Origin of the sequence: Colwellia sp. C1TZA3, from assembly GCF_007954265.1 — a bacterium.
Lineage (GTDB): Bacteria > Pseudomonadota > Gammaproteobacteria > Enterobacterales > Alteromonadaceae > Cognaticolwellia.
In genome coordinates, this window is the sequence record NZ_VOLS01000037.1 from 21988 (window position 1) to 42364 (window position 20377).

The following is a 20377-nucleotide window of genomic DNA, read 5'->3' on the forward strand; positions in this document are numbered from 1 at the left end:
CCAAGTGATACTATACCAAGCGATACTATTGAAACGGTGTTGGGTCACCTTCACCAAAACGAATAATTTCAACTTCATCATTAGAAAAGTCGATCACCGTAGTTGGTTTTTCGCCTAAATGGCCACCATTCATAATCAAGTCAACTTGGTGTTCTAAAATATCGCGGATGTGCTCAGGGTCAAACTCTGCGGTGGTATCGCCAGGCATGATCAAGGTAGTCGACATGATTGGCTCGCCCAATTCAGCTAATAATGCTTGGGCAATATTATTGTCAGGTACGCGAATACCGATAGTTTTACGCTTGGGATTTAGTAAGCGTTTAGGCACTTCTTTTGAGCCTTTAAAAATAAAAGTATAAGGCCCTGGGGTATTATTCTTTAGTAAGCGAAAAACACTGTTTTCAACACGAGTATATTCTGACAATTCTGACAAGTCACTGCACATTAAAGTAAAATTATGCTCTTTACTAATATCTCTAATGTTGCAAATTCGCTCCAAGGCTTTTTTATCACCGATATGGCAGCCTAAAGCGTAACCAGAGTCGGTTGGATAAACAATAACGCCACCTTGGCTAATAATGGCAGCTGCTTGCTTCATTAAGCGACCTTGCGGGTTATCGGGGTGAACATAAAAAAACTGACTCATAATGAGCTCCAACTAAATAATACCAATTTGATTAATTAAGTGATTAATTAAACTCAGCTATACAGCTTAATTAAACTGACCTGTGATTAAAATTTCTCGCTTACTTTAGAAGCAATTAAAATTAACGACCAACCAGCAAGATTGCACATTAGTTAATCGCTTATGCTTGCCAAAGTTGCCAAATGGGCTTAGCCTGCTCAGGCATAATTAAATTGCGCCCTAAATCGCTCCAGCGACTTGGCTGATGAAAATCAGATCCCATCGAAGCATGTAAATCATATTCTGCACAATAGCTTAACATTATTTTACGCTGTTCGTTGCTCATCTGTGGTAAAACCACCTCTAAACCGTCACCTTGTGCGGCCTTAAAATCAACAATTAAGCGTCGTAACCATTTGGCGGTTAAATCATATCGAATCGGATGCGCCATCACAGCAACACCACCAGCAGCATGAATAACCGCCACAGCTTCTTCTATGCTACACCAATTAGGGTTGACATAAGCGCGCTGGCCTTTACCAATATATTTATCAAAGGCCGCTTGCATTTTACTGACGATACCGCGATGCAAAAGTACTTTAGCAAAATGTGCTCGAGTAATAGAACCCTCACCGGCTAATGCTTTAGCTTGGCTATAAACGTCGTTAAAACCACACTTTGTTAGTTTTTCGCCCATCGAAATAGCACGCGCTTCTCGACGTTGCTGCTGTGCTGAAATTAACGCCTGCAATGCCTCGTGCTCAGCATCAATATTTAAACCGACAATATGAATTTCAAAACCTTGCCATTGCGTCGATATTTCAATGCCATCAATTAAAGTTAATGGAATATTTTTGTCTATAATAGTTTGTTTTGCACTATCAAGACCTTTAACAGTATCGTGATCAGTAATGGCTAATACGTCAATTTGAAAGTTAACTGCCCGTTCTATTAGCTCTTTTGGCGTTAATGCGCCATCAGAGCAATTAGTATGGCTGTGCAGATCAACGCGCAAGTTGGAAAAATCTTTATCATTTGTAGAATCAGTAGTTGACATCATTACGTGAATCGGTTCTTCTATAGGGACTTAAAACTGTCTAAAACAAGTGCAAGTCGCTATTTGGGCAAGTGAATAACAACGATTTTACTGAGATAAAACAGATAATGATACAAGTAAAAAAAACTATTTCTTTGATTTGGTGGTGGCATAACTCTAGATAACTGGGTTGTGATGTTTACTTGTAAGTAAAAACTTCGAAAACCCGCATTTTATGGCGGGTTTTTTGTTTTTTAAATTTTGAATTAATTAAAACAACAAGAGAATAACTATGTTGCGTATTAAAGCTAAACGTTGGTTCTTATGGTGGCTTCTGCCTATTTACGCTGGATGACCTTTTTTTAAATAGATTATTTGTAGGAATACCCATGAGCAATACTCAAGAAAATAATACCGAACACAACGCCAAAACCAATACTGAAAAAATGCCATTAGATACGGCACAGCAAAATCAACAGCCTGGTGCTGTTGTCACTATCACTGAGAGCTTAAGTTATCAAAGTGATCCACTGGCAGTCTTTCACACACTTTGTGCTGAAAAAGAAAACACCCTGTTACTAGAGTCAGCAGAAGTTGATAAAAAGCATCAACTAAAAAGTTTACTGCTAACCGATACCGCGGTTAAGATTGTTTGTAATGGTCATATAGTTAGCTTTACTGCCTTAAGTAAAAACGGCGAAAATGCTCTTACCTTTGCTAAACAATCCTTAGCATCAGTCGCATCAATTACCGGTGACAACCAAACCTTTACAGCAAGCTTTTCACAAGTAACTGAACAATTAGATGAACGTTCACGCCTACTGGCTGTTAACCCATTTCAGAGTTTACGCTTGTTTAACCAACTTAAAAACACCAACAAACACCCATTTGCAGTCTTTCTTGGTGGCGCCTTTGCCTTTGATATGATGGCCATGAGTGAGTCATTACCTGAGGTTGCTGATGGCGAAAATTCCTGTCCTGACTTTGTTTATTATCTCGCAGAAACTCTGATTATTATTGATCATGAAAAACGGTCAAGTGAAGTGATCACTAACCAGTTTACCGGCACAGGTTATCAAGCAGCCAAAACAGCAGCATTAGGCAGAATCAAACAAATAAAAGCTAGCTTATGTACTGATATCACCGCTACATTTGAGCTTAAATCTTTAGAGGTTGATGCCAACGCAAATACTCATTTGAGCGCTGATTCAAAGATAAGTGCAAATGAGCATAATGCACTGAGCTGTGACATCGACGATAACGCTTTCTGTCAAATAGTAAATGACTTAAAAGAGAACATTTTAGCCGGTGATATTTTTCAGGTCGTTCCCTCTCGCACCTTTAGCCTGACTTGCTCAAATAACCTTAACGCCTATAAAGCCTTAAAGCAGAGTAACCCAAGTCCTTACATGTTTTATTTGCAAGATAGTGAATTTTGTATCTTTGGTGCCTCTCCAGAGTCAGCGCTTAAATATCAACAAAGTAACCGACAAGTAGAAATTTACCCTATTGCCGGTACGCGTCCACGGGGGCTTAACCCTGATGGCAGCTTATCCCCCGACTTAGATAGCCGTATCGAATTGGACTTGCGATTAGATAAAAAGGAATTAGCTGAGCACATTATGTTGGTTGATTTAGCCCGCAATGATATTGCACGTGTTAGCCAACCTGGCACCCGTCACGTAGCTGACTTATTAAAGGTTGATAGATATTCCCATGTCATGCATTTGGTTTCTCGTGTCTGCGGCACATTAGAAGATGAATTAGACGCACTGCATGCTTATCAAGCTTGCATGAATATGGGCACCTTATCGGGCGCACCAAAAGTAAAAGCAACATCATTAATACGTGAAGTTGAAGGTAAACGCCGTGGCAGTTATGGCGGCGCTGTCGGTTATTTAACTGGCGAAGGTGATATGGATACCTGCATTGTTATTCGCTCAGCCTTTGTGAAAAATAAGCGCGCACAAATTCAAGCTGGTGCCGGCGTAGTTTTTGATTCTGATCCACAATCTGAAACCAACGAAACCCGACAAAAAGCGCAAGCGGTGATCAGTGCGATTAAGGAAGCAGAAGGTAAAGTATTGATAATTTCTCATCAAGAAAGAGCTAAAACAATAGTGAATAGCGAAACATTACAGCAGGAGGTGAAATCATGAAATCATCTGACCTTTTAACAGACACTTTACCCGGCTCTTTATCTAACACTTTGCCAGAAATTGTCATGCTAGATAACCTCGACTCATTCACCTATAATTTAGTTGATGAATTTCGTTGTTTAGGCTATCAGCATACCATTTACCGCAATACTTTAAGCGCTGACTTTATTTTTCAAAAGCTGCAAGAGAAACAGCAAAGCAACAGCGCAGGTGTTATTCTAGTACTTTCACCTGGGCCAGGCGACCCAACACATGCCGGTTGTTTAATGGCGTTACTAAAACTTTGCGCGGGAACATTCCCTATACTGGGTATTTGCTTGGGACATCAGGCATTAATTCAACATTATGGCGGCGTTATAACGCGCGCACCTGAAGTGGTGCATGGTAAATCGTCAAACATCATCCACAACGAAGTAGGTGCCTTCAACAATATTGCTAGTCCTTTACCTGTAGCGCGTTATCATTCACTTGTTGCCAGTGTTATGCCGAAACAATTAACCATGACCGCACAGGTTAGTTTACTGCACAACAATGAGGAAATTATTTTACCGATGGCCATCGAACATAGCACTGATGCCGCCATTGGTTTTCAATTTCATCCTGAATCAATACTCACCACCTTTGGCACCAACTTATTAGCGCAAAGCCTACGTCACCTATCAGCTTTAGCCAATAAAAGCCTTTATAAAGCAAACGGGAATGCTCATGACAACCACTGAACTTAGTAGCACAACATCAAAAGATACTCGGGCAGTAAGTAACGATGACATGACTCATAGTGCACTTAATACCTTAGTTGACGGTTATTCATTAACCCAGCAGCAAAGCCAAGATGTATTTGAACAAGTGATCAATGGCCACGTTGCCCCTGAACGATTAGCGGCGATACTCACTGCATTAAAAATAAAAGGTGAAACACCGGCTGAAATTGCTGGCGCTGCAATGGCAATTCGAGATAATGCCACGCCTTTTCCAAACCAAACCAACAGCGTTGCTGATTGTGTTGGTACGGGTGGCGATGGTGCAAATACCATTAATATCTCCACCACAGCGGCTATTTTAGCGGCGGCTTGTGGTTTAAAAATGGCTAAACATGGTAATCGAAGTATCTCCAGTATGTCGGGCTCTGCCGATTTACTCGAAGCGTTCGGTGTTAACTTAACCATGTCACCTGAAGTAGCGAGTCAATGCTTGGCACAAGCCAACATCTGTTTTTTATATGCGCCGGCTTATCATAGTGGCTTTAAACATGCAGCCCCTGTACGTAAAGCCATGGCAATTAGAACACTGTTCAATATTCTAGGTCCCTTAGTCAACCCTGCAAAACCTGATATTATGTTACTCGGTGTTTATATACCTGAGCTCATTACCCCAATAGCTCAAGCCTTATTACTTACCGGTGTTAAACACGCGTGGGTAGTTCACGGTAGTGGATTAGACGAAATAGCCTTGCACGGCAAAACACAGGTTACTGAGATTCATCATGGTGTATTAGCTAAAAAAGAAATTTCACCCGCAGACTTTGGTTTAAAAAACTATACATTAGCTGATATTAAAGGTGGAACACCGCAAGAAAACGCCGATATTATTCAAGCCATATTGGCCGGCAAAGGCCAAGAAGCACACAATTGTGCGGTGGTAATTAACTGCGCGGCGCTACTTTATTTACATCGCGAGCAATTAAATGGCCAAGCAGATACTTTATTATTAGCGGCGCAACATGCCGCAAAAGTGCTTGCTTCTGGTGCCGCCACAAAAACATTAGCAGACTTAGTTCGACTATCAAATTCCGGAGCAGCAGCATAATGAGTAACATTCTTGAGCAAATCGTCGATAATCGACGTATTGAGATAGCACAACTAAAAAAAGACCTGCCTTTAGCCAGCTTTATTGATGGCTTAACGCCGTCAAAAAAAGACATGTATCAGGCATTAACACGCACAGCAGAAAAACCTTACGCCGGCTTTGTTTTAGAATGTAAAAAAGCCTCGCCATCGAAAGGCATAATTAGAGCCGATTTTAATGCTGGGGAAATTGGCGGTATTTATGATAAATATGCCGCAGCAATTTCAGTACTCACCGAACGTAAATATTTTCAAGGCGACTTTAACTATCTTAAGACAGTAAGTGACTTAGTCAGCTGCCCGGTACTAAATAAAGACTTTTTCTTTGACACCTATCAAGTTTATTTAGCACGACACTATGGTGCTGACGCCGTATTATTGATGTTAAGCGTACTCAATGATGAAGAATATAATGAATTAGCCGCGGTTGCTCGGTCATTAAATTTAGCCATATTAACCGAAGTGTCAAATGAAGAAGAATGTCAGCGCGCTATTACCTTAGACGCAAAACTTATTGGTATTAATAATCGTAATTTACGTGATCTTTCTACTGATATTTCACGTACCTTTGACTTAGCGCCAACACTACCGGATGATCGTATCGTTATTTCTGAATCGGGCATTTATCACAATGCACAAGTAAGAGAACTTGCGCCTGCCGTTGATGGCTTCTTAGTGGGCAGCTCTGTCATGGCTGAAGACGATATTGACCTAGCTTGTCGACAACTTATATTTGGTCATCATAAAGTTTGCGGCTTAACCCGCCCAGAGCATGCGAGCTTTGCTATTGAGGCAGGTGCAGAATTTGGTGGTCTTATTTTTGCTGAAAAATCACCTCGATGTATTGATAAAGTGCAAGCTAAAGCCATTATTAAGCAAAACCCAAGTTTAAAATATGTTGGCGTATTTGTTAATCACTCTCAAGAAATTGTGCTTGAATTAGCGCATGATTTACAGCTTAGTGCCGTGCAGTTACATGGTCAAGAAAGCCAAGAGTACATTGATAGCTTAAGGGAAAAGCTAGCCCCTAGTTGTCAAATATTCAAAGCCTTAGCTGTAGAGCAAACAGTACCAACACTGCCAAAAAATGTTGATCATATTGTACTTGATGGCAAAAGTGCTGGTAGTGGTGAATGCTTTAATTGGCAAGCGCTAGCAGATAGTGAGCAAGACTTATCTCGTTGCTTTTTAGCGGGTGGCTTACAACTCGATAATGTCAGCCAAGCTTGTGAGCAGCTGAGCAACCAAGAATTATTTGGCTTAGATATCAACTCAGGTGTTGAGTCTAGCCCAGGCATTAAATGTCGCGATAAACTTCAACAAGTTTTCGCCAAAATACGGAATTATTAACATGTTAAAATCAACAACTGAAAATCAGGTTAAAAAAACTTTACCCGCCTACTTTGGTGAATTTGGTGGTATGTTTGTCGGTGAATTGCTGGTACCCGCTTTAGAGCAACTTGAACAAGCATTTATTGAATCACAAACTGATGAAGCTTTTTTAAAAGAGTTTAATAAACTACTAACAAGTTATGCTGGCCGCCCTACGCCGCTAACCTTGTGTCGTAATATTGTTAAAAACCCACTAGCGAAAATATACTTAAAACGTGAAGATTTATTGCATGGCGGTGCCCATAAAACCAATCAAGTGTTAGGACAAGCATTATTAGCAAAGCGTATGGGTAAAACTGAAGTTATTGCTGAAACAGGCGCTGGCCAACATGGTGTTGCCAGTGCAATAGCCTGCTCATTACTAGGCTTAAAATGTCGAGTTTATATGGGCGCTGTTGATTGTCAGCGTCAACAACCTAATGTTTTTCGCATGCAATTAATGGGAGCTGAAGTTATACCTGTAACCGCAGGTAGTGGCACACTTAAAGATGCAGTAAATGAAGCCTTACGTGACTGGTCTGCTAATTATGAAAACTCTCATTACTTATTAGGTACTGCTGCAGGTCCTCATCCATTCCCAACTATTGTACGTGAATTTCAAAAAATGATTGGGGAAGAGTCTAAACAGCAATTACTTGCTGAAGAAGGTCGTTTACCCGATTACGTTATTGCCTGTGTTGGTGGCGGCTCTAACGCCATTGGTATGTTCCATGACTTTATTGGTGACGAAGAAGTCAAACTTATTGGCGTTGAAGCTGGCGGCAAGGGTACTGACACCTCGCTACATGGCGCAACCTTGGTAGCTGGCACTAAAGGGATGTTACATGGTAACTATACCTACATCATGCAAGACAAAGTTGGCCAAATTGAAGAGTCTTACTCTGTATCAGCTGGCCTAGACTACCCTGCTGTTGGTCCACAACATGCACAATTGAAAGATTCTGGTCGTGCGCAATATGTTGCCATAAACGATGATGAAGCCCTAGAAGCATTTCAACTACTTGCACGTAGTGAAGGTATCATTCCAGCATTAGAGCCTTCTCATGCCTTAGCCTACGCCTTAAAAGTCGCTGAGCAAGCGACTGAAGAAACCATTATCTTGGTTAACATGTCTGGTCGAGGTGATAAAGATTTAGCCCATGTAAACGCGATCATATCGCCTGAAACTGCTGAAAAAAGTACAGTAAAACATCGAGGAGAGGCATAATGTCCCAAGCAAAAAATCTGGGTAGTCGTTATGACCAAACCTTTGAAAAATTAGCCGCAAATAATGAAGGGGCATTTATCCCTTTTGTGATCATTGGTGACCCCAATGCTGAGCAATCTTTTGCCCTAATTAAAACACTGATTGACGCTGGCGCTGATGCTTTAGAGCTGGGCATGCCGTTTTCTGATCCTAGTGCTGACGGTATTGTCATTCAAATGGCAGCACTGCGGTCATTAAAAGCTAATACCAATACCGATGTTTGTTTAGATATTTTAGCTAAAGTTCGTGCCTATGCACCTGACATACCGATGGGCTTGTTACTTTATGGCAACTTAGTCTTTGCCCGCGGCATTAATAATTTTTATCACGATGTAGCTACTGCTGGTGTCGATTCTGTGCTTATTGCCGACTTACCGATACGTGAAAGTGAACCCTTTAGACAAGCGGCAATCGCCAACGGCGTGGCACCCATTTTTATCGCCCCACCTAACGCAAGTGAAGACACCCTAGAAAAAGTAGCACAGTATGGTGCTGGCTATACCTATGTCTTGAGCCGCGTTGGTGTTACCGGTACAGAAACAGAAGCAGAAATGACCGGCCATAAACTTATTCATATCTTGGAGAAATACCAAGCTGCACCAGCGGTTATGGGCTTTGGTATATCAAAACCTGAACAAGTAAAAGCCGCATTGGCAACCGGTGCAAAAGGCGCTATTAGTGGCTCTGCCGTTGTTAAAATCATTGAAAGAAATCTTGATGATAACGATAATATGCTGAAAGAATTAACCCAGTTTATCAGTGCAATGAAACTAGCTACTAAGTTAAAAGTTAAAAGTTAAAAGTTAAAAATAGCACTCTGTTTTAAGTTTTGAGCTGTCAGTTAACAAATAATGCTTAATTTAAAAAAGCTCATAAGATTGCCTTATGAGCTTTTTTATTTTTTATAACTTAACTGACACGATCACCCATAGGTTCAACGTAAGCCCGACCTACAAAACAATCGCCCAACACGACATAATCACCCATAGGCCCGATGTAGGTTGGACTTTAGTCCATCAAGTTAAATGAAATTTAACCGCTCTTTGGCGTAAAAGCTGATCTACAAAGAACCAACAAATGTCTTTTAGCCCATCACGTTAATTGCGCGCTAAACGGTTGACGGACTAAAGTCCGACCTACAAAAGAGCAAGTGATTGCTAGCCTGATATTTTTGCCCAGGTGTCACGTAAACCTACTGTGCGGTTAAATACTAACTTACCTTGTTCTGTATCCTGTGCTGATATCTTATTATCTAAACAGAAGTAACCTTGACGCTCAAACTGAAATGCTTGCTCAGGCTTCGCTGCTGCTAAATAAGGCTCTACTTTCGCGTTAGTGATAATGGTCAACGAATCAGGATTCATTACACTATGAAAGTCTTCTGCGGCACCTGGGTTTGGTACAGAAAACAAACGCTCATACAGACGAATTTCTGCATCAAGGCTTTGCGCTGCCGCAACCCAATGAATAACACCTTTTGGCTTAGTGCCATCGGTTGGGTTTTTACCTAAAGTTTCGGTGTCATATTGGCAATAAACTGTCGTTACCTTGCCATCTTCATCTTTATCACAACGCGTAGCGGTTACTACATAAGCACCACGTAAACGTACTGCTTTATCTAGCACTAAACGTTTGTATTTTTTATTAGCTTCTTCACGAAAATCTTCTGCTTCAATGTAAAGTACTTTAGCAAATGGCACAATACGGGTACCAAAACTCTCATCGCTAGGATGATTTTTAACATTGAGGTTTTCAACAGTATCGGCTGGATAGTTTTCAATCACTAACTTAATCGGGTCAAGCACGGCCATAGCTCGTGGGGCATTGTCGTTTAAATCTTCACGAATACACGCTTCTAAAACACTCATTTCAACCGTGTTATCCATTTTTGTTACGCCAATACGCTTAGCAAATTCGCGTAATGAGCCAGGCGTAAAGCCTTTGCGACGAAAGCCAGCGATGGTGGGCATACGAGGATCATCCCAACCACTGACTAACTTCTCTTCCACAAGATTATTCAGCTTACGTTTGCTCATCACGGTATATTCAAGATTTAGGCGTGAAAACTCATATTGACGAGGTCTACTTTCAATTGAAATATTGTCGATAACCCAATCATACAAACGACGATTATCTTGAAATTCAAGCGTACATATTGAGTGGGTAATACCTTCAATAGCATCTGAAATACAATGGGTAAAATCGTACATTGGATAGATGCACCACTTATCAGCTGTTTGATGGTGATGAGCAAATTTAACCCGATAAATAATCGGATCACGCATGCACATAAAGCTTGACGCCATGTCAATTTTAGCGCGCAGCGCACACTGTCCCTCTTTAAAGTCACCTGCTTTCATTTTTTCAAATAAAGCTAGGTTCTCTTCAACTGACGTTTCACGGTAAGGACTGTTTTTACCTGCTTGCTTTAACGTGCCACGATACTCGCGTGTTTCTTCCGCATTTAAAAAGCAAACGTAAGCTAAATCTTTTTCAATAAGCTCAACCGCATAACCATATAAGCTATCAAAATAATCTGACGAATAATGAATATTACCCGCCCATTCAAACCCTAACCATTTAACGTCTGCTTGAATAGAATTTACATAATCAATATCTTCTTTTTCAGGGTTAGTGTCATCAAAACGCAAGTTACATAGCCCTTGATAGTCTTGAGCAATACCAAAGTTTAAACAAATGGCTTTCGCATGACCAATATGTAAATAACCATTTGGCTCAGGTGGGAAACGAGTTTGTACTTGGCTATGCTTACCACTAGCAAGATCGGCATCAATAATTTGACGAATAAAATTTGTTGGACGGTTTTCTACTTCCGACATCCACAGAACCCCTAAAAAATTTAAATAATACAATTACAAATATTATATCAATAGAATTACCCAGAGCCCACCTAAAGAATATATATTCTGCGATCAAAGGAAGATATAAGCTAACTTGTTCGCTTAAAACATCATTTTGTACTCGCTATCACTTACTCAGTACTAAAACTTACCAGCTGTGCAATATCATTAAGAACATAATCGCTCAAGAAAAATACATTCACATCCCATCAATATGTTGTTATGTTGTTTATAATTATCCTTTATTGTTAACCGTATTAATGTCTGAATGCTCATCTGTTGAAACAACACTTTCATCTAACAATTTACTCCTTAAAAATGCTCAACAATGGCAACAACAATCTAACAGTGCGCTGACCGTTAATGGTTATTATCGCCCAGGAGTTAAAAACGCCAAACGTATTCACTTGCTACACGGTAATGGCTTTTCCGCCATGACCTTAGCCGCCATGGCATCACAATTACCCAAAGACTGGTCAATTTGGTTAACTGATGCGCCCGGTCATGGCTATTCAACACAACCAACAACAAAAATGCCAAACTGGCAAAAAATGGCTAATACCATCGCTGATGCAATTTATCTTCAAGCCAATGTTAAAGAAAACGGACCTTTGATCGGTATTGGACATTCAATGGGTGGTGTTATAACGCTACTAGCCGCCGTTAAATATCCAGATTTATTCAGTGAAATTATTTTACTCGATCCAGTTTTATTTCAAACTGAGATAATTATAGCGCAGCAGCTTATGCAAGTGACTGGCGCGTGGCGCAGAGTTGCACTAGTTAAGTCCGTCACTAATCGCACTGCAACGTGGCCAAGTTTAGCTGTTATGAAAGAAAATATTGCGGGAAAATCTCTTTATAAAGCCTGGCATCCACAGGTAGTAAGCGATTATTGCGCGTTTTCCACTAATGTTGGGCATCAGCATGGCGTTGAGCTCAGTTGTCAGCCAACTTGGGAAGCTTCAATTTTTGGCTCTTATCCAAAAGGACTATGGCGAGCAATATACAAAATAAAGATCCCCGTAGAGATATTAGTGGCCAATAAAAGCTATTTATTTATTCCTAAAGCGGTAAAAAGAGCAGCAAAAATCAATAAAGATATTCAATGGCAAAAGTTCGGCCGACATCACTGTTTCCCTATGGAGCAGCCAGCAGAAACAGCAAAAGCCATTACTGATTTAATAATCTCAAAGCATTGGTAATGTAACAAATAAAGCTTGTAAAGTTGCGTTGTAAGCATTTTATCACTTAGATAATTAAAATTAGTAGCTTACCTTTCTACTCAAAAGTATAAGTAGTACAGATATATGCTGCAGTGGTCATTTTTGTGCTACCTTTAACTGACTGATATTATATCTACATGGATGTTTAAATGAAAAAAATGCTTGTTATTCAACTTTTACCTGTACTTTTACCCACACTTTTACTTTGCAACAACGCAGTCGCTATAGAGCTTTCTCAACATTTAAGCACTTCAACCGAGCCGACACCCAAAGTGAGAGTTGACCCTACCTATCCAATATCTGCCGCACGTAATAATCGCGAAGGTTGGGCTACATTTAGCTTTATAATCGAGAAAGATGGGAGTGTCTCCAACGTGCTAACAAAAGAATCGTCCGGCAGTAAAGATATTACTTTTGCGGCTAAAAAAGCGCTAATGCAGTGGCAATATCAGCCAGCCATTGAAAATGGCGAACCAATACAACAATGTGTTAATCGTGTACAACTTAACTTTAGAATGCACGAAGGCGGCACTAAAAAAGTCACTCGTCGATTTAACAGTCTGTATATTATAACAAAAGCTGCCTTAGCAGAGAATAATTATGTAGAAACAGAAGCACTGTTAAACCAGTTTAAAAAAATAAGATACATGCATCTGTCAGAGCATAATTTTTTACAATTATTAAGTGCTCAATACGCAAAAGCGATAGGTAATGACACCATGCAACTTAGTCATTTGAATAAAGTAAAGGTTGCCTCAAGCGATAAAAATGCAGCACATGAATTATCAATTCTAGATCAACGTTTTGTATTAGAAATCAAACTAAATCAATTAAAAAATGCCTATCAAACCTATAAAATAATCGAAAAAATTTCCTTTGCGAATCCATATTTAGCGCATTATCAAAACTTGATTGAACGGGTTGATGTCTATATTAACTCAGAGAAACAACTTATCGTCAATGCCGATATTCGTAGTGATGACTATTGGCATCATGCTTTGGTGCGTAATGAATTTACCTGACTTCCGCCGATTTATCTTCTTTAAATTTACTCTTTCTAATTATTTAATTGAGGTATTTAATCGTATCCAAATGTAACATTAAGTTGGAGTCTTAAAGGAAGTAATCTAATACTTGTTCACATATTCAAGGAGGGTTTTATGTCTATTATGAAAAGATTTATCAGTAATTTTTAATGTATTCAAAATTTAGATTAGTTCTAATTTAGGGCTTAATATCTACCTTAAAATTAGATTAGTTGCCATAGGATGAAAATAATGAACATTACAAAAAAACTATATATAGCACTTGCGGTATTTTTTATATCTACTCTTTCATTGGATATTGATCGCATTAATGAAGAAATAACATTTAATTTGCAATTTAGTCAGGCATATGCACAGGAGGATGAAATAGAAGTAATTACTGTATCAGGTAAGCGGTATATACCTCCCGCATATTTCTCTCTTATTAAAGACTATGAAATAGAAGCATATTGGTATGATGGCGGTAACCAAGATAGAATTGAATATTATGAAGATTGGGAAGATCATTGTACTTCGCTTAGTTGGAAAAGGCCTTTAGGTTGTAGTTTATCTAATATTCCAGATCTTTCTCCAAATGGATGTTCAACTGCATTTGCAGGAGTTGACTTTTATAATAGCTGGGACGCTATTTTTGTAAAAGATTGCAATGGGCACGATGAGTGCTTTATTGATCTCAATAGTACATATGGGTCTTGTAACAATATGCTACGAGTAAATATGGTTGACACATGTACAGTAAAAAATGAAGAGGCAACAAACAATGGTTATTTATTCGATGTATCAGAGTGCTGGGATAAGTCAACAGAATATTATATAGGAGTTAGCACACCGATTGGAGCTGCAAAATATGTAGCAGCTCAAAAAGATTCCGCATGTGTTTCTTGGGCTGATAGAATGGATAAAGATTGTGATAGTCCACATTAGATTAATCATTTATAGGGCAAAAAATGAAAAATAATAAATTCTTTTTATTAGTGTACCTTTCTTTTATATGTACGAATGCCAATGCTGTTGAGTGTTTTTTGTTCTATGATGGTTTGAACCCTTTAAAACAATCAAGTCCTTTTATCGAACGTGTAGTTTCAATTAAAGAGAAGCAAAAAAAACAAGAAAAACGTGAAATTGCTCAAAAGCGACTTTATCAAGCTAAGTTGATAAGGTCGTTAAGCGCAGATGAATACCTAAAATCCTGGCTATCAGGAAAGATTGAAAGCTCTTTTATTGTTGGTGGAAAAGAATATAACTTACTTGATTTTGCTCTAATTAATGGCGCTAAAGAAAACGTAGTAGAAGAGCTATTTCAACTAGGTTTCAATGTTTCTAAACACACAGTTCCATTTTTATTGAATAGTTACAACTATAAAAAAGCAATAGACATTATAGACAGAATGTCTATTGCTGCCCTAGGAAACATATTAATTCTGGACAATAAAAAATATTATTCTATTGCAAACTATTTTTTGTTGATGAAAAACTTTAAGGCAATTAAGTATCTAGAATCTCGGTATGGTTTGAATATAAATTCAAATATTGAAATAGGTGAAATTGTTGATATTGATAGTTTGCCTTTTGGGAAACGTTTGGAAGCATCAACAGTCATTGATATTTCTCATTATATAGAATTATATAAGAAACAAGAAAATGAAGTGTTTAACACTTCTCTAGAAAAAGAAAACTTTGACAGGGAGTATAAAATATATCGATTGAAGCATGACTGTGACAATATTAATGGATTTAATGTAAAGTTTGCAGTTAAAAAATCGAATATAGATAAGTTATTAAAGGAGTTAAGTATTACTCTGGATGACATTCAAAAAAAAGAATTGAACGAATTATACGAATTAGTTAAAAATCCTATCATACAAGAATACATAGCAAATAAGGTAGAGTTACGCTTCAGAAAAAGTGTAGTAAAGAAATCAAAGTTTATAAATAGTTTTGATTCTTTAACACAAGATGAAATTATTCTGTCTTTAAATAATGAAGAGCAGTTTTACATAGATGCTAGCGGTTTAACTTTGAAGGAGTTTTTATTCTTAAACAACAAATATAAATGGGAGCGAAACTCCATAGAAATGAGCCTTAATCGACTCGCATACTATTTAATTAAAAATGAAATTAACATTTCGAAAAAAAAATATAAAAATAGTTTTAAATCAATAGGTTCATTAAATGAAAGAGGTAAAAATTTATCTTATTTTTTGCTAAAACATGCTAAAAGTAATGAAAGTATGATTACGGTACATAATAACTTACCTGAACCAACTTCTATATACGGGTTGAATGCATTGGAAATGTTGTATATTAAGTCAAAGTTATATGAGGAGCTTCGTGATTCAATAGAAGTTATATCAAAAACTTTACGTAAATCAAATAGGAATAGGTTGTGATCACCAGTTATTCTTTAAGGCTTTTGATAAAAGGGGGAGTTGCATTGGTGCTTGCACATATTCCACTTTTACTTTTATATATGGGGTTTGAAATTTTCCCTATAGTTATTTGGGTTGGTTTGTTAGAAAACCTTCCTCAGTTATTTTTAGATGTTAACTCTATAAGTTGGTTTGAGGTTGGTGAATTTGGTATAATGAGTTACACATGGGAGGGGTTTATAATTTCATTTATTTGTAAATATATAGTATTTTTATTTTTTATAATACTGTTTGATATGTGTGTTATGTGTGCTCGAAAAAAATGAATATGTTTTGAGAGAAGTCAAAGCTTTGAAGTAACGAAGTAACTTAACTTGAACTCGACTTATTGTTTAGATGAACATTAACGGTAAGTTAACCAAAATCGATATTCGTTGCGCTAATAAACGTCATGTTTATTCAAACATGAAAAATACCAGACGATTGGCAGCAATGTCAGGTCTTTATTTTTGGCGAAAACAATGCCAAATTTAATCTCGTTGAGCATCCATTTAAAGTCTAGGTAACCCTTGCAGTCGTAACTTATCGGTAGCTACATAAAGGTGTTTAAGTTAAATAAAGTCGTCTTCAAGAACATTTAATTTCGGACCTAGTGGTATAAAAACCAAAAAAGCGCAGATGGCCTGCGCTTTCTAAAAACTCCATTCGTTGCTCCAAGCTAAGTAAGCTTAACTAAAACTGAGCTACAACCTGTTCAACAACCATTTTAATCGCTTTACTTGGATTATCTTGCTCAGATGACTTAATGCGCTTAACTGCCCATCCGTGCCATACCGGTTGGTGGCTTTTGACATCATAGACATCTATTGCCAATTTTCCTTCCGTGATATTTCGTACGCGTGTATCCGTACCCATGCCACCGTAATAACGACTGCCCCACATAAAACTGTTACGGTATACTAGCGGAAAAGAGTCAACTTTTACTTTCTCTCGACTACCCATGGTATATGAAATAGTAAAGTCAGCCTGCTCGGTATCATTCACTAATTGATAGCCTTTAGCGATGAAAGCTTGTTCAATAGCATTATCAATTCTGACTTTCATCACTGGGTTAGCATCAACAGACTCCGCTAAAATTTTGCTCTGGTTCAGCCATGCAAATGTTTTATAATCAGCAGTAGTAATCTCACTATTGCGATCAAAGTCAACTCTAGCTTGCTGGGTTGACACACAACCAGCCATTACACCGACAAGTGCTAATATGATAATTAGTTTATTTTTTAACATAAATCCTTCCAAATAACTTTGATGTATTTAAACTCTAAATAACAGCCTACCATAAATATGTTAATAAACTGTTGAAACATATCATGGCCATACTCTGCTAACATAATAATAAAGAATAACGCCTCATAGTAAACTACTGACCACGAAAATATAGTTAAAAAAGATAATAGCAGCATAATAACTTAACTATTAATTGCCTTTGAACTATTAAACGACAAGGCTTAACTATATGACCAGACTAACACCCTATTAATGACAAAATTTTATTTTTAGCTCGTGTAGGTAGTAAGAATTAGTAAAAATAATCATAAATTGTAAACTTTCCATTGACACATTTAGACAAACCCATTAAAACTATAGGTATTACTTTTTTATACAAATACTTTTCAACATGAACTTTGTTAATACCCTACTATCTCTCCTCATTGTCGTCTTGGTCTCAAAACCCAAGCGCGGATGATATTGTATGTAGAAATAAAGTAAAAAAAACAACAATAAACCCTCGCTCTGAAAAGAACGGGGGTTTTTTTATCACTATTTATTTCGATTGATATTATTTATTAAAGGAATTACATATGACAAAAGAGCAATTCTCAGGTGCAGAACTTGTGGTGAAAACCCTGTCAGCACTTAAGGTAAAGTACTTGTTTGGCTATCCGGGAGGGACGGTATTAGATATTTATGATGCACTCTTTCGACAGGACGATGTTGAACATATTCTTGTGCGCCATGAACAGGCGGCAACACACATGGCAGATGGCTTTGCCCGCGCTACCGGTGAAGTAGGCTTTGTTTTGGCGACATCAGGTCCAGGTGCGACTAATTGCATTACTGGCATAGCAACCGCGTATATGGACTCAATTCCTATGGTGGTGCTTTCTGGCCAAGTACCCACCGAACTTATTGGTGACGATGCTTTTCAAGAAACTGACATTGTTGGTTGTTCTCGCCCCATAGTCAAACATAGCTTTAACTGTCGTCGTGCTGTCGATATTCCTAACACGATTGCTAAAGCATTTTATATTGCTAGTACCGGTCGACCAGGCCCTGTGGTTATCGAACTACCTAAAGATATTTTAACGCCGCAAAACAAGGTAGATTTTAACTACGATGCACAAGTGAACATGCGATCGTACAACCCAAACGTAAAGGGCCATCACCGTCAAATTAAAAAAGCCGTGCAGGCAATAAGCCAAGCAAAACGCCTGGTGGTTTATGCAGGTGGCGGCGTAATCATAGCAAATGCCGCAGAGTTACTAACCGAATTAGTTGAAAAACTAAATGCACCGGTTACCAATACCTTGATGGGATTAGGCGCTATCTCAGGTATACATGAAAACTTTATTGGTATGCTAGGCATGCATGGCAGTTTAGAAGCCAATAGATCAATGGCAAACGCTGATGTTATTCTCGCTTTAGGGGCAAGGTTTGATGACCGCGTTACTAACAATGTAAAGAAGTTCTGTCCCGATGCCACCATTGTTCATGTTGATATTGATCCCACCTCAATATCAAAAACTATTAATGCTCATATTCCTGTTGTTGGCTTACTCGATATTGTGATTAAACAATTACTGGCTGAGCTTGAAGAAAATCAATTTAGTGTAAACGAAGAAGAAAATCAAACCTGGTGGCAGCAAATTGCTCAATGGCGAGCCGTTAAAAGCTTTAGCTACGAGCAAACTGATGGCGTAATTAAGCCACAGCGTGTTATTGAGTCTATGTATAAAGCAACGCAAGGCGATGCTTACGTATGTTCTGACGTCGGCCAACACCAAATGTTTGCCGCGCAATACTATCCATATGCTAAGCCTCGTCAATGGATAAATTCAGGCGGTTTAGGCACTATGGGCTTTGGCTTACCCGCAGCAATGGGCGTAAAACTAGCCTTCCCTGATAGCCATGTTATTTGCATTACCGGCGATGGTTCAATACAAATGAACATACAAGAGCTAGCAACTTGTATGCAGTATAATCTCTCCGTGGTCATTATCTCATTAAACAACCGCTCTTTAGGCATGGTGCGCCAATGGCAAGATATGGTTTATGGTGGACGTCACTCCTCTTCATATATGGAGTCTTTACCTGATTTTGTCAAATTGGCTGAGTCATATGGTCATGTCGGTATGCAAATTAATAAACTTGATGAATTAGACGAAAAAATTGAAGAGGCTTTTGCGATTAAAAACCGTCTGGTTTTTGTCGATGTGCTGGTTGATGAAAATGAGCATGTCTACCCAATGCAAATACGTACCGGTGCTATTGATGAAATGTGGATCAAAAAAGGAGTGAAAAGCTAATGCGCAGAATCTTAGCCGTATTATTAGAAAATGAAGCAGGATCACTTTCACGCATTGTTGGGTTGTTTTCTCAGCGCGCCTTTAACATTGAAAGTTTAACCGTGGCACCCACCGATGATGACAGCTTATCTCGTATCACTATCGTCACCAAAGGCAATGACAAAATGCTGGAGCAGATAGTTAAACAAGTCAACAAACTCATTGATGTAATTAAAGTCACCGATTTAACTGAACGAAATTATGTCGAGCGAGAAATACTGCTTATTAAAGTCTTAGCGATGAACGAAAAATCACGCAGTGAAGTCAAGCGTATAACGGATATCTTTAGAGGCGCTATTATTGATATCGGAAAACAAGTTTACACCGTTCAGCTGACTGGTGATGCAGAAAAAATTAATGCTTTTATTTCCATACTTGCCAACGAAACAGAAATCATTGAGTCAGTTAGATCTGGTTGTGTCGGTATTGCTCGCGGTGAAAAGGCATTAAGCGTAAAATAAAAACACCCTTTTTCTCTATATACGCTCCAGAGGGGGGGTGATATTTTTATTAAACACTTGGTATTTATAAGGTATTTATAAGGTATTTATCTTGATGGACTAAAGTCCAACCTACACAGGACCTACGGGCGATTGTTTAGCGTTTGGTGATAACTTAGCGTTGGCCTATTTTTTTGTAGGTCAAACTTCAGTCCGTCAACCCTTTAACGAGCAATTAACAAGATAAAACAACAAGTTTTTTGTAGGTCGGACTTCAGTCCCACAACCGCTTAGCTAACAATAAGCTTGATAGACCAAAAAAACCTGCAGCAAAGTATCGTTCTGCCTTTAGGTTCCTATAATAAACACGGTTAAATTTCATTTAACCTGATGGACTAAAGTCCAACCTACATTAAAACTATATTAAGCATTAAACAGCACTGAAATCAGATAAAACCTAAGGACGATCATTAAACGTTTGGCCAGCACTTAACGTTGGTAATTTTT

17 protein-coding genes are annotated in these 20377 nt (G+C 38.4%); 13 read left to right on the plus strand and 4 right to left on the minus strand.

Features of this window, described 5'->3' with window-relative positions:
• Window positions 1-25: 25 nt before the first annotated feature.
• A complete protein-coding gene (locus ESZ39_RS11730; RefSeq protein WP_146880088.1) occupies window positions 26-646 on the minus strand; it encodes an L-threonylcarbamoyladenylate synthase in 621 nt (206 codons plus the stop codon).
• 160 nt (window positions 647-806) lie between these two features.
• Window positions 807-1685 carry an RNase RNM gene (gene rnm, locus ESZ39_RS11735; RefSeq protein ID WP_146880089.1) on the minus strand — a complete coding sequence of 293 codons (879 nt, stop codon included), beginning with the start codon at window positions 1683-1685 and terminating at the stop codon, window positions 807-809.
• A 422-nt stretch (window positions 1686-2107) separates the two neighbouring features.
• Here rnm and ESZ39_RS11740 point away from each other — a divergent pair, with 422 nt between their 5' ends.
• From ESZ39_RS11740 to trpA, 6 genes are read left to right on the plus strand one after another with little or no spacing between them, the layout of a single operon-like run.
• Complete coding sequence (locus ESZ39_RS11740; protein ID WP_146880104.1) at window positions 2108-3820, plus strand: anthranilate synthase component 1; 1713 nt, start codon at window positions 2108-2110, stop codon at window positions 3818-3820.
• Window positions 3817-4539, plus strand: coding sequence for an aminodeoxychorismate/anthranilate synthase component II (locus tag ESZ39_RS11745; RefSeq protein ID WP_146880090.1), 723 nt, complete (start codon window positions 3817-3819; stop codon window positions 4537-4539). Before ESZ39_RS11740 ends, ESZ39_RS11745 begins: the two co-directional genes overlap by 4 nt.
• 49 nt (window positions 4540-4588) lie before the next feature.
• A complete protein-coding gene (gene trpD, locus ESZ39_RS11750) occupies window positions 4589-5626 on the plus strand; it encodes an anthranilate phosphoribosyltransferase (RefSeq protein WP_146880105.1) in 1038 nt (345 codons plus the stop codon).
• Window positions 5626-7014 (plus strand): bifunctional indole-3-glycerol-phosphate synthase TrpC/phosphoribosylanthranilate isomerase TrpF, encoded by a 1389-nt coding sequence (gene trpCF / locus ESZ39_RS11755; protein ID WP_146880091.1) that lies wholly within the window; start codon window positions 5626-5628, stop codon window positions 7012-7014. The genes trpD and trpCF overlap by 1 nt, the downstream gene beginning before the upstream one ends.
• 1 nt (window position 7015) lies before the next feature.
• Window positions 7016-8263: a tryptophan synthase subunit beta gene (gene trpB / locus ESZ39_RS11760; RefSeq protein WP_146880092.1), complete on the plus strand. Its 1248-nt coding sequence runs from the start codon at window positions 7016-7018 to the stop codon at window positions 8261-8263.
• A complete protein-coding gene (trpA, locus tag ESZ39_RS11765) occupies window positions 8263-9102 on the plus strand; it encodes a tryptophan synthase subunit alpha (RefSeq protein WP_146880093.1) in 840 nt (279 codons plus the stop codon). Before trpB ends, trpA begins: the two co-directional genes overlap by 1 nt.
• Before the next feature lie 357 nt (window positions 9103-9459).
• On the opposite strand, the gene glnS is transcribed toward trpA, so the two are convergent.
• On the minus strand, window positions 9460-11142 hold the full coding sequence (glnS, locus tag ESZ39_RS11770) for a glutamine--tRNA ligase (RefSeq protein ID WP_146880094.1): 1683 nt from the start codon (window positions 11140-11142) through the stop codon (window positions 9460-9462).
• A 281-nt stretch (window positions 11143-11423) separates the two neighbouring features.
• On the opposite strand from glnS, the gene ESZ39_RS11775 reads away from it, so the two are divergent.
• The 5 genes from ESZ39_RS11775 to ESZ39_RS11795 all read left to right on the plus strand — a co-directional run bounded on the left by ESZ39_RS11775 (window position 11424) and on the right by ESZ39_RS11795 (window position 16130).
• Window positions 11424-12368: an alpha/beta fold hydrolase gene (locus ESZ39_RS11775; RefSeq protein WP_146880095.1), complete on the plus strand. Its 945-nt coding sequence runs from the start codon at window positions 11424-11426 to the stop codon at window positions 12366-12368.
• A 170-nt stretch (window positions 12369-12538) separates the two neighbouring features.
• A complete protein-coding gene (locus ESZ39_RS11780) occupies window positions 12539-13411 on the plus strand; it encodes an energy transducer TonB (protein WP_146880096.1) in 873 nt (290 codons plus the stop codon).
• A gap of 255 nt (window positions 13412-13666) precedes the next feature.
• The gene (locus ESZ39_RS11785; protein WP_146880097.1) at window positions 13667-14359 is read left to right on the plus strand and encodes a hypothetical protein; all 693 of its coding nucleotides are present in this window, start codon (window positions 13667-13669) and stop codon (window positions 14357-14359) included.
• Between the two features lie 23 nt (window positions 14360-14382).
• Complete coding sequence (locus ESZ39_RS11790; protein WP_146880098.1) at window positions 14383-15825, plus strand: hypothetical protein; 1443 nt, start codon at window positions 14383-14385, stop codon at window positions 15823-15825.
• Window positions 15822-16130 carry a hypothetical protein gene (locus tag ESZ39_RS11795; protein ID WP_146880099.1) on the plus strand — a complete coding sequence of 103 codons (309 nt, stop codon included), beginning with the start codon at window positions 15822-15824 and terminating at the stop codon, window positions 16128-16130. The genes ESZ39_RS11790 and ESZ39_RS11795 overlap by 4 nt, the downstream gene beginning before the upstream one ends.
• Window positions 16131-16536: 406 nt before the next feature.
• Here ESZ39_RS11795 and ESZ39_RS11800 read toward each other — a convergent pair whose 3' ends face one another.
• Window positions 16537-17091, minus strand: a complete 555-nt coding sequence (locus ESZ39_RS11800) for a DUF4136 domain-containing protein (protein WP_146880100.1) — start codon at window positions 17089-17091, stop codon at window positions 16537-16539.
• A 575-nt stretch (window positions 17092-17666) separates the two neighbouring features.
• Between ESZ39_RS11800 and ESZ39_RS11805 the strand changes: the two genes are divergently transcribed.
• A complete protein-coding gene (locus tag ESZ39_RS11805) occupies window positions 17667-19391 on the plus strand; it encodes an acetolactate synthase 3 large subunit (RefSeq protein WP_146880101.1) in 1725 nt (574 codons plus the stop codon).
• Complete coding sequence (gene ilvN, locus ESZ39_RS11810) at window positions 19391-19891, plus strand: acetolactate synthase small subunit (RefSeq protein ID WP_146880102.1); 501 nt, start codon at window positions 19391-19393, stop codon at window positions 19889-19891. Before ESZ39_RS11805 ends, ilvN begins: the two co-directional genes overlap by 1 nt.
• The last annotated feature ends 486 nt before the right edge of the window (window positions 19892-20377 follow it).

Bases quoted from the DNA above. Each gene is read 5' to 3' on its own strand.
- ESZ39_RS11730 (WP_146880088.1), bottom strand. From the start codon at position 646: ATGAGTCAGTTTTTTTATGTTCACCCCGATAACCCGCAAGGTCGCTTA.
- rnm (WP_146880089.1), bottom strand. From the start codon at position 1,685: ATGATGTCAACTACTGATTCTACAAATGATAAAGATTTTTCCAACTTG.
- ESZ39_RS11740 (WP_146880104.1), top strand. From the start codon at position 2,108: ATGCCATTAGATACGGCACAGCAAAATCAACAGCCTGGTGCTGTTGTC.
- ESZ39_RS11745 (WP_146880090.1), top strand. From the start codon at position 3,817: ATGAAATCATCTGACCTTTTAACAGACACTTTACCCGGCTCTTTATCT.
- trpD (WP_146880105.1), top strand. From the start codon at position 4,589: ATGACTCATAGTGCACTTAATACCTTAGTTGACGGTTATTCATTAACC.
- trpCF (WP_146880091.1), top strand. From the start codon at position 5,626: ATGAGTAACATTCTTGAGCAAATCGTCGATAATCGACGTATTGAGATA.
- trpB (WP_146880092.1), top strand. From the start codon at position 7,016: ATGTTAAAATCAACAACTGAAAATCAGGTTAAAAAAACTTTACCCGCC.
- trpA (WP_146880093.1), top strand. From the start codon at position 8,263: ATGTCCCAAGCAAAAAATCTGGGTAGTCGTTATGACCAAACCTTTGAA.
- glnS (WP_146880094.1), bottom strand. From the start codon at position 11,142: ATGTCGGAAGTAGAAAACCGTCCAACAAATTTTATTCGTCAAATTATT.
- ESZ39_RS11775 (WP_146880095.1), top strand. From the start codon at position 11,424: ATGTCTGAATGCTCATCTGTTGAAACAACACTTTCATCTAACAATTTA.
- ESZ39_RS11780 (WP_146880096.1), top strand. From the start codon at position 12,539: ATGAAAAAAATGCTTGTTATTCAACTTTTACCTGTACTTTTACCCACA.
- ESZ39_RS11785 (WP_146880097.1), top strand. From the start codon at position 13,667: ATGAACATTACAAAAAAACTATATATAGCACTTGCGGTATTTTTTATA.
- ESZ39_RS11790 (WP_146880098.1), top strand. From the start codon at position 14,383: ATGAAAAATAATAAATTCTTTTTATTAGTGTACCTTTCTTTTATATGT.
- ESZ39_RS11800 (WP_146880100.1), bottom strand. From the start codon at position 17,091: ATGTTAAAAAATAAACTAATTATCATATTAGCACTTGTCGGTGTAATG.
- ESZ39_RS11805 (WP_146880101.1), top strand. From the start codon at position 17,667: ATGACAAAAGAGCAATTCTCAGGTGCAGAACTTGTGGTGAAAACCCTG.
- ilvN (WP_146880102.1), top strand. From the start codon at position 19,391: ATGCGCAGAATCTTAGCCGTATTATTAGAAAATGAAGCAGGATCACTT.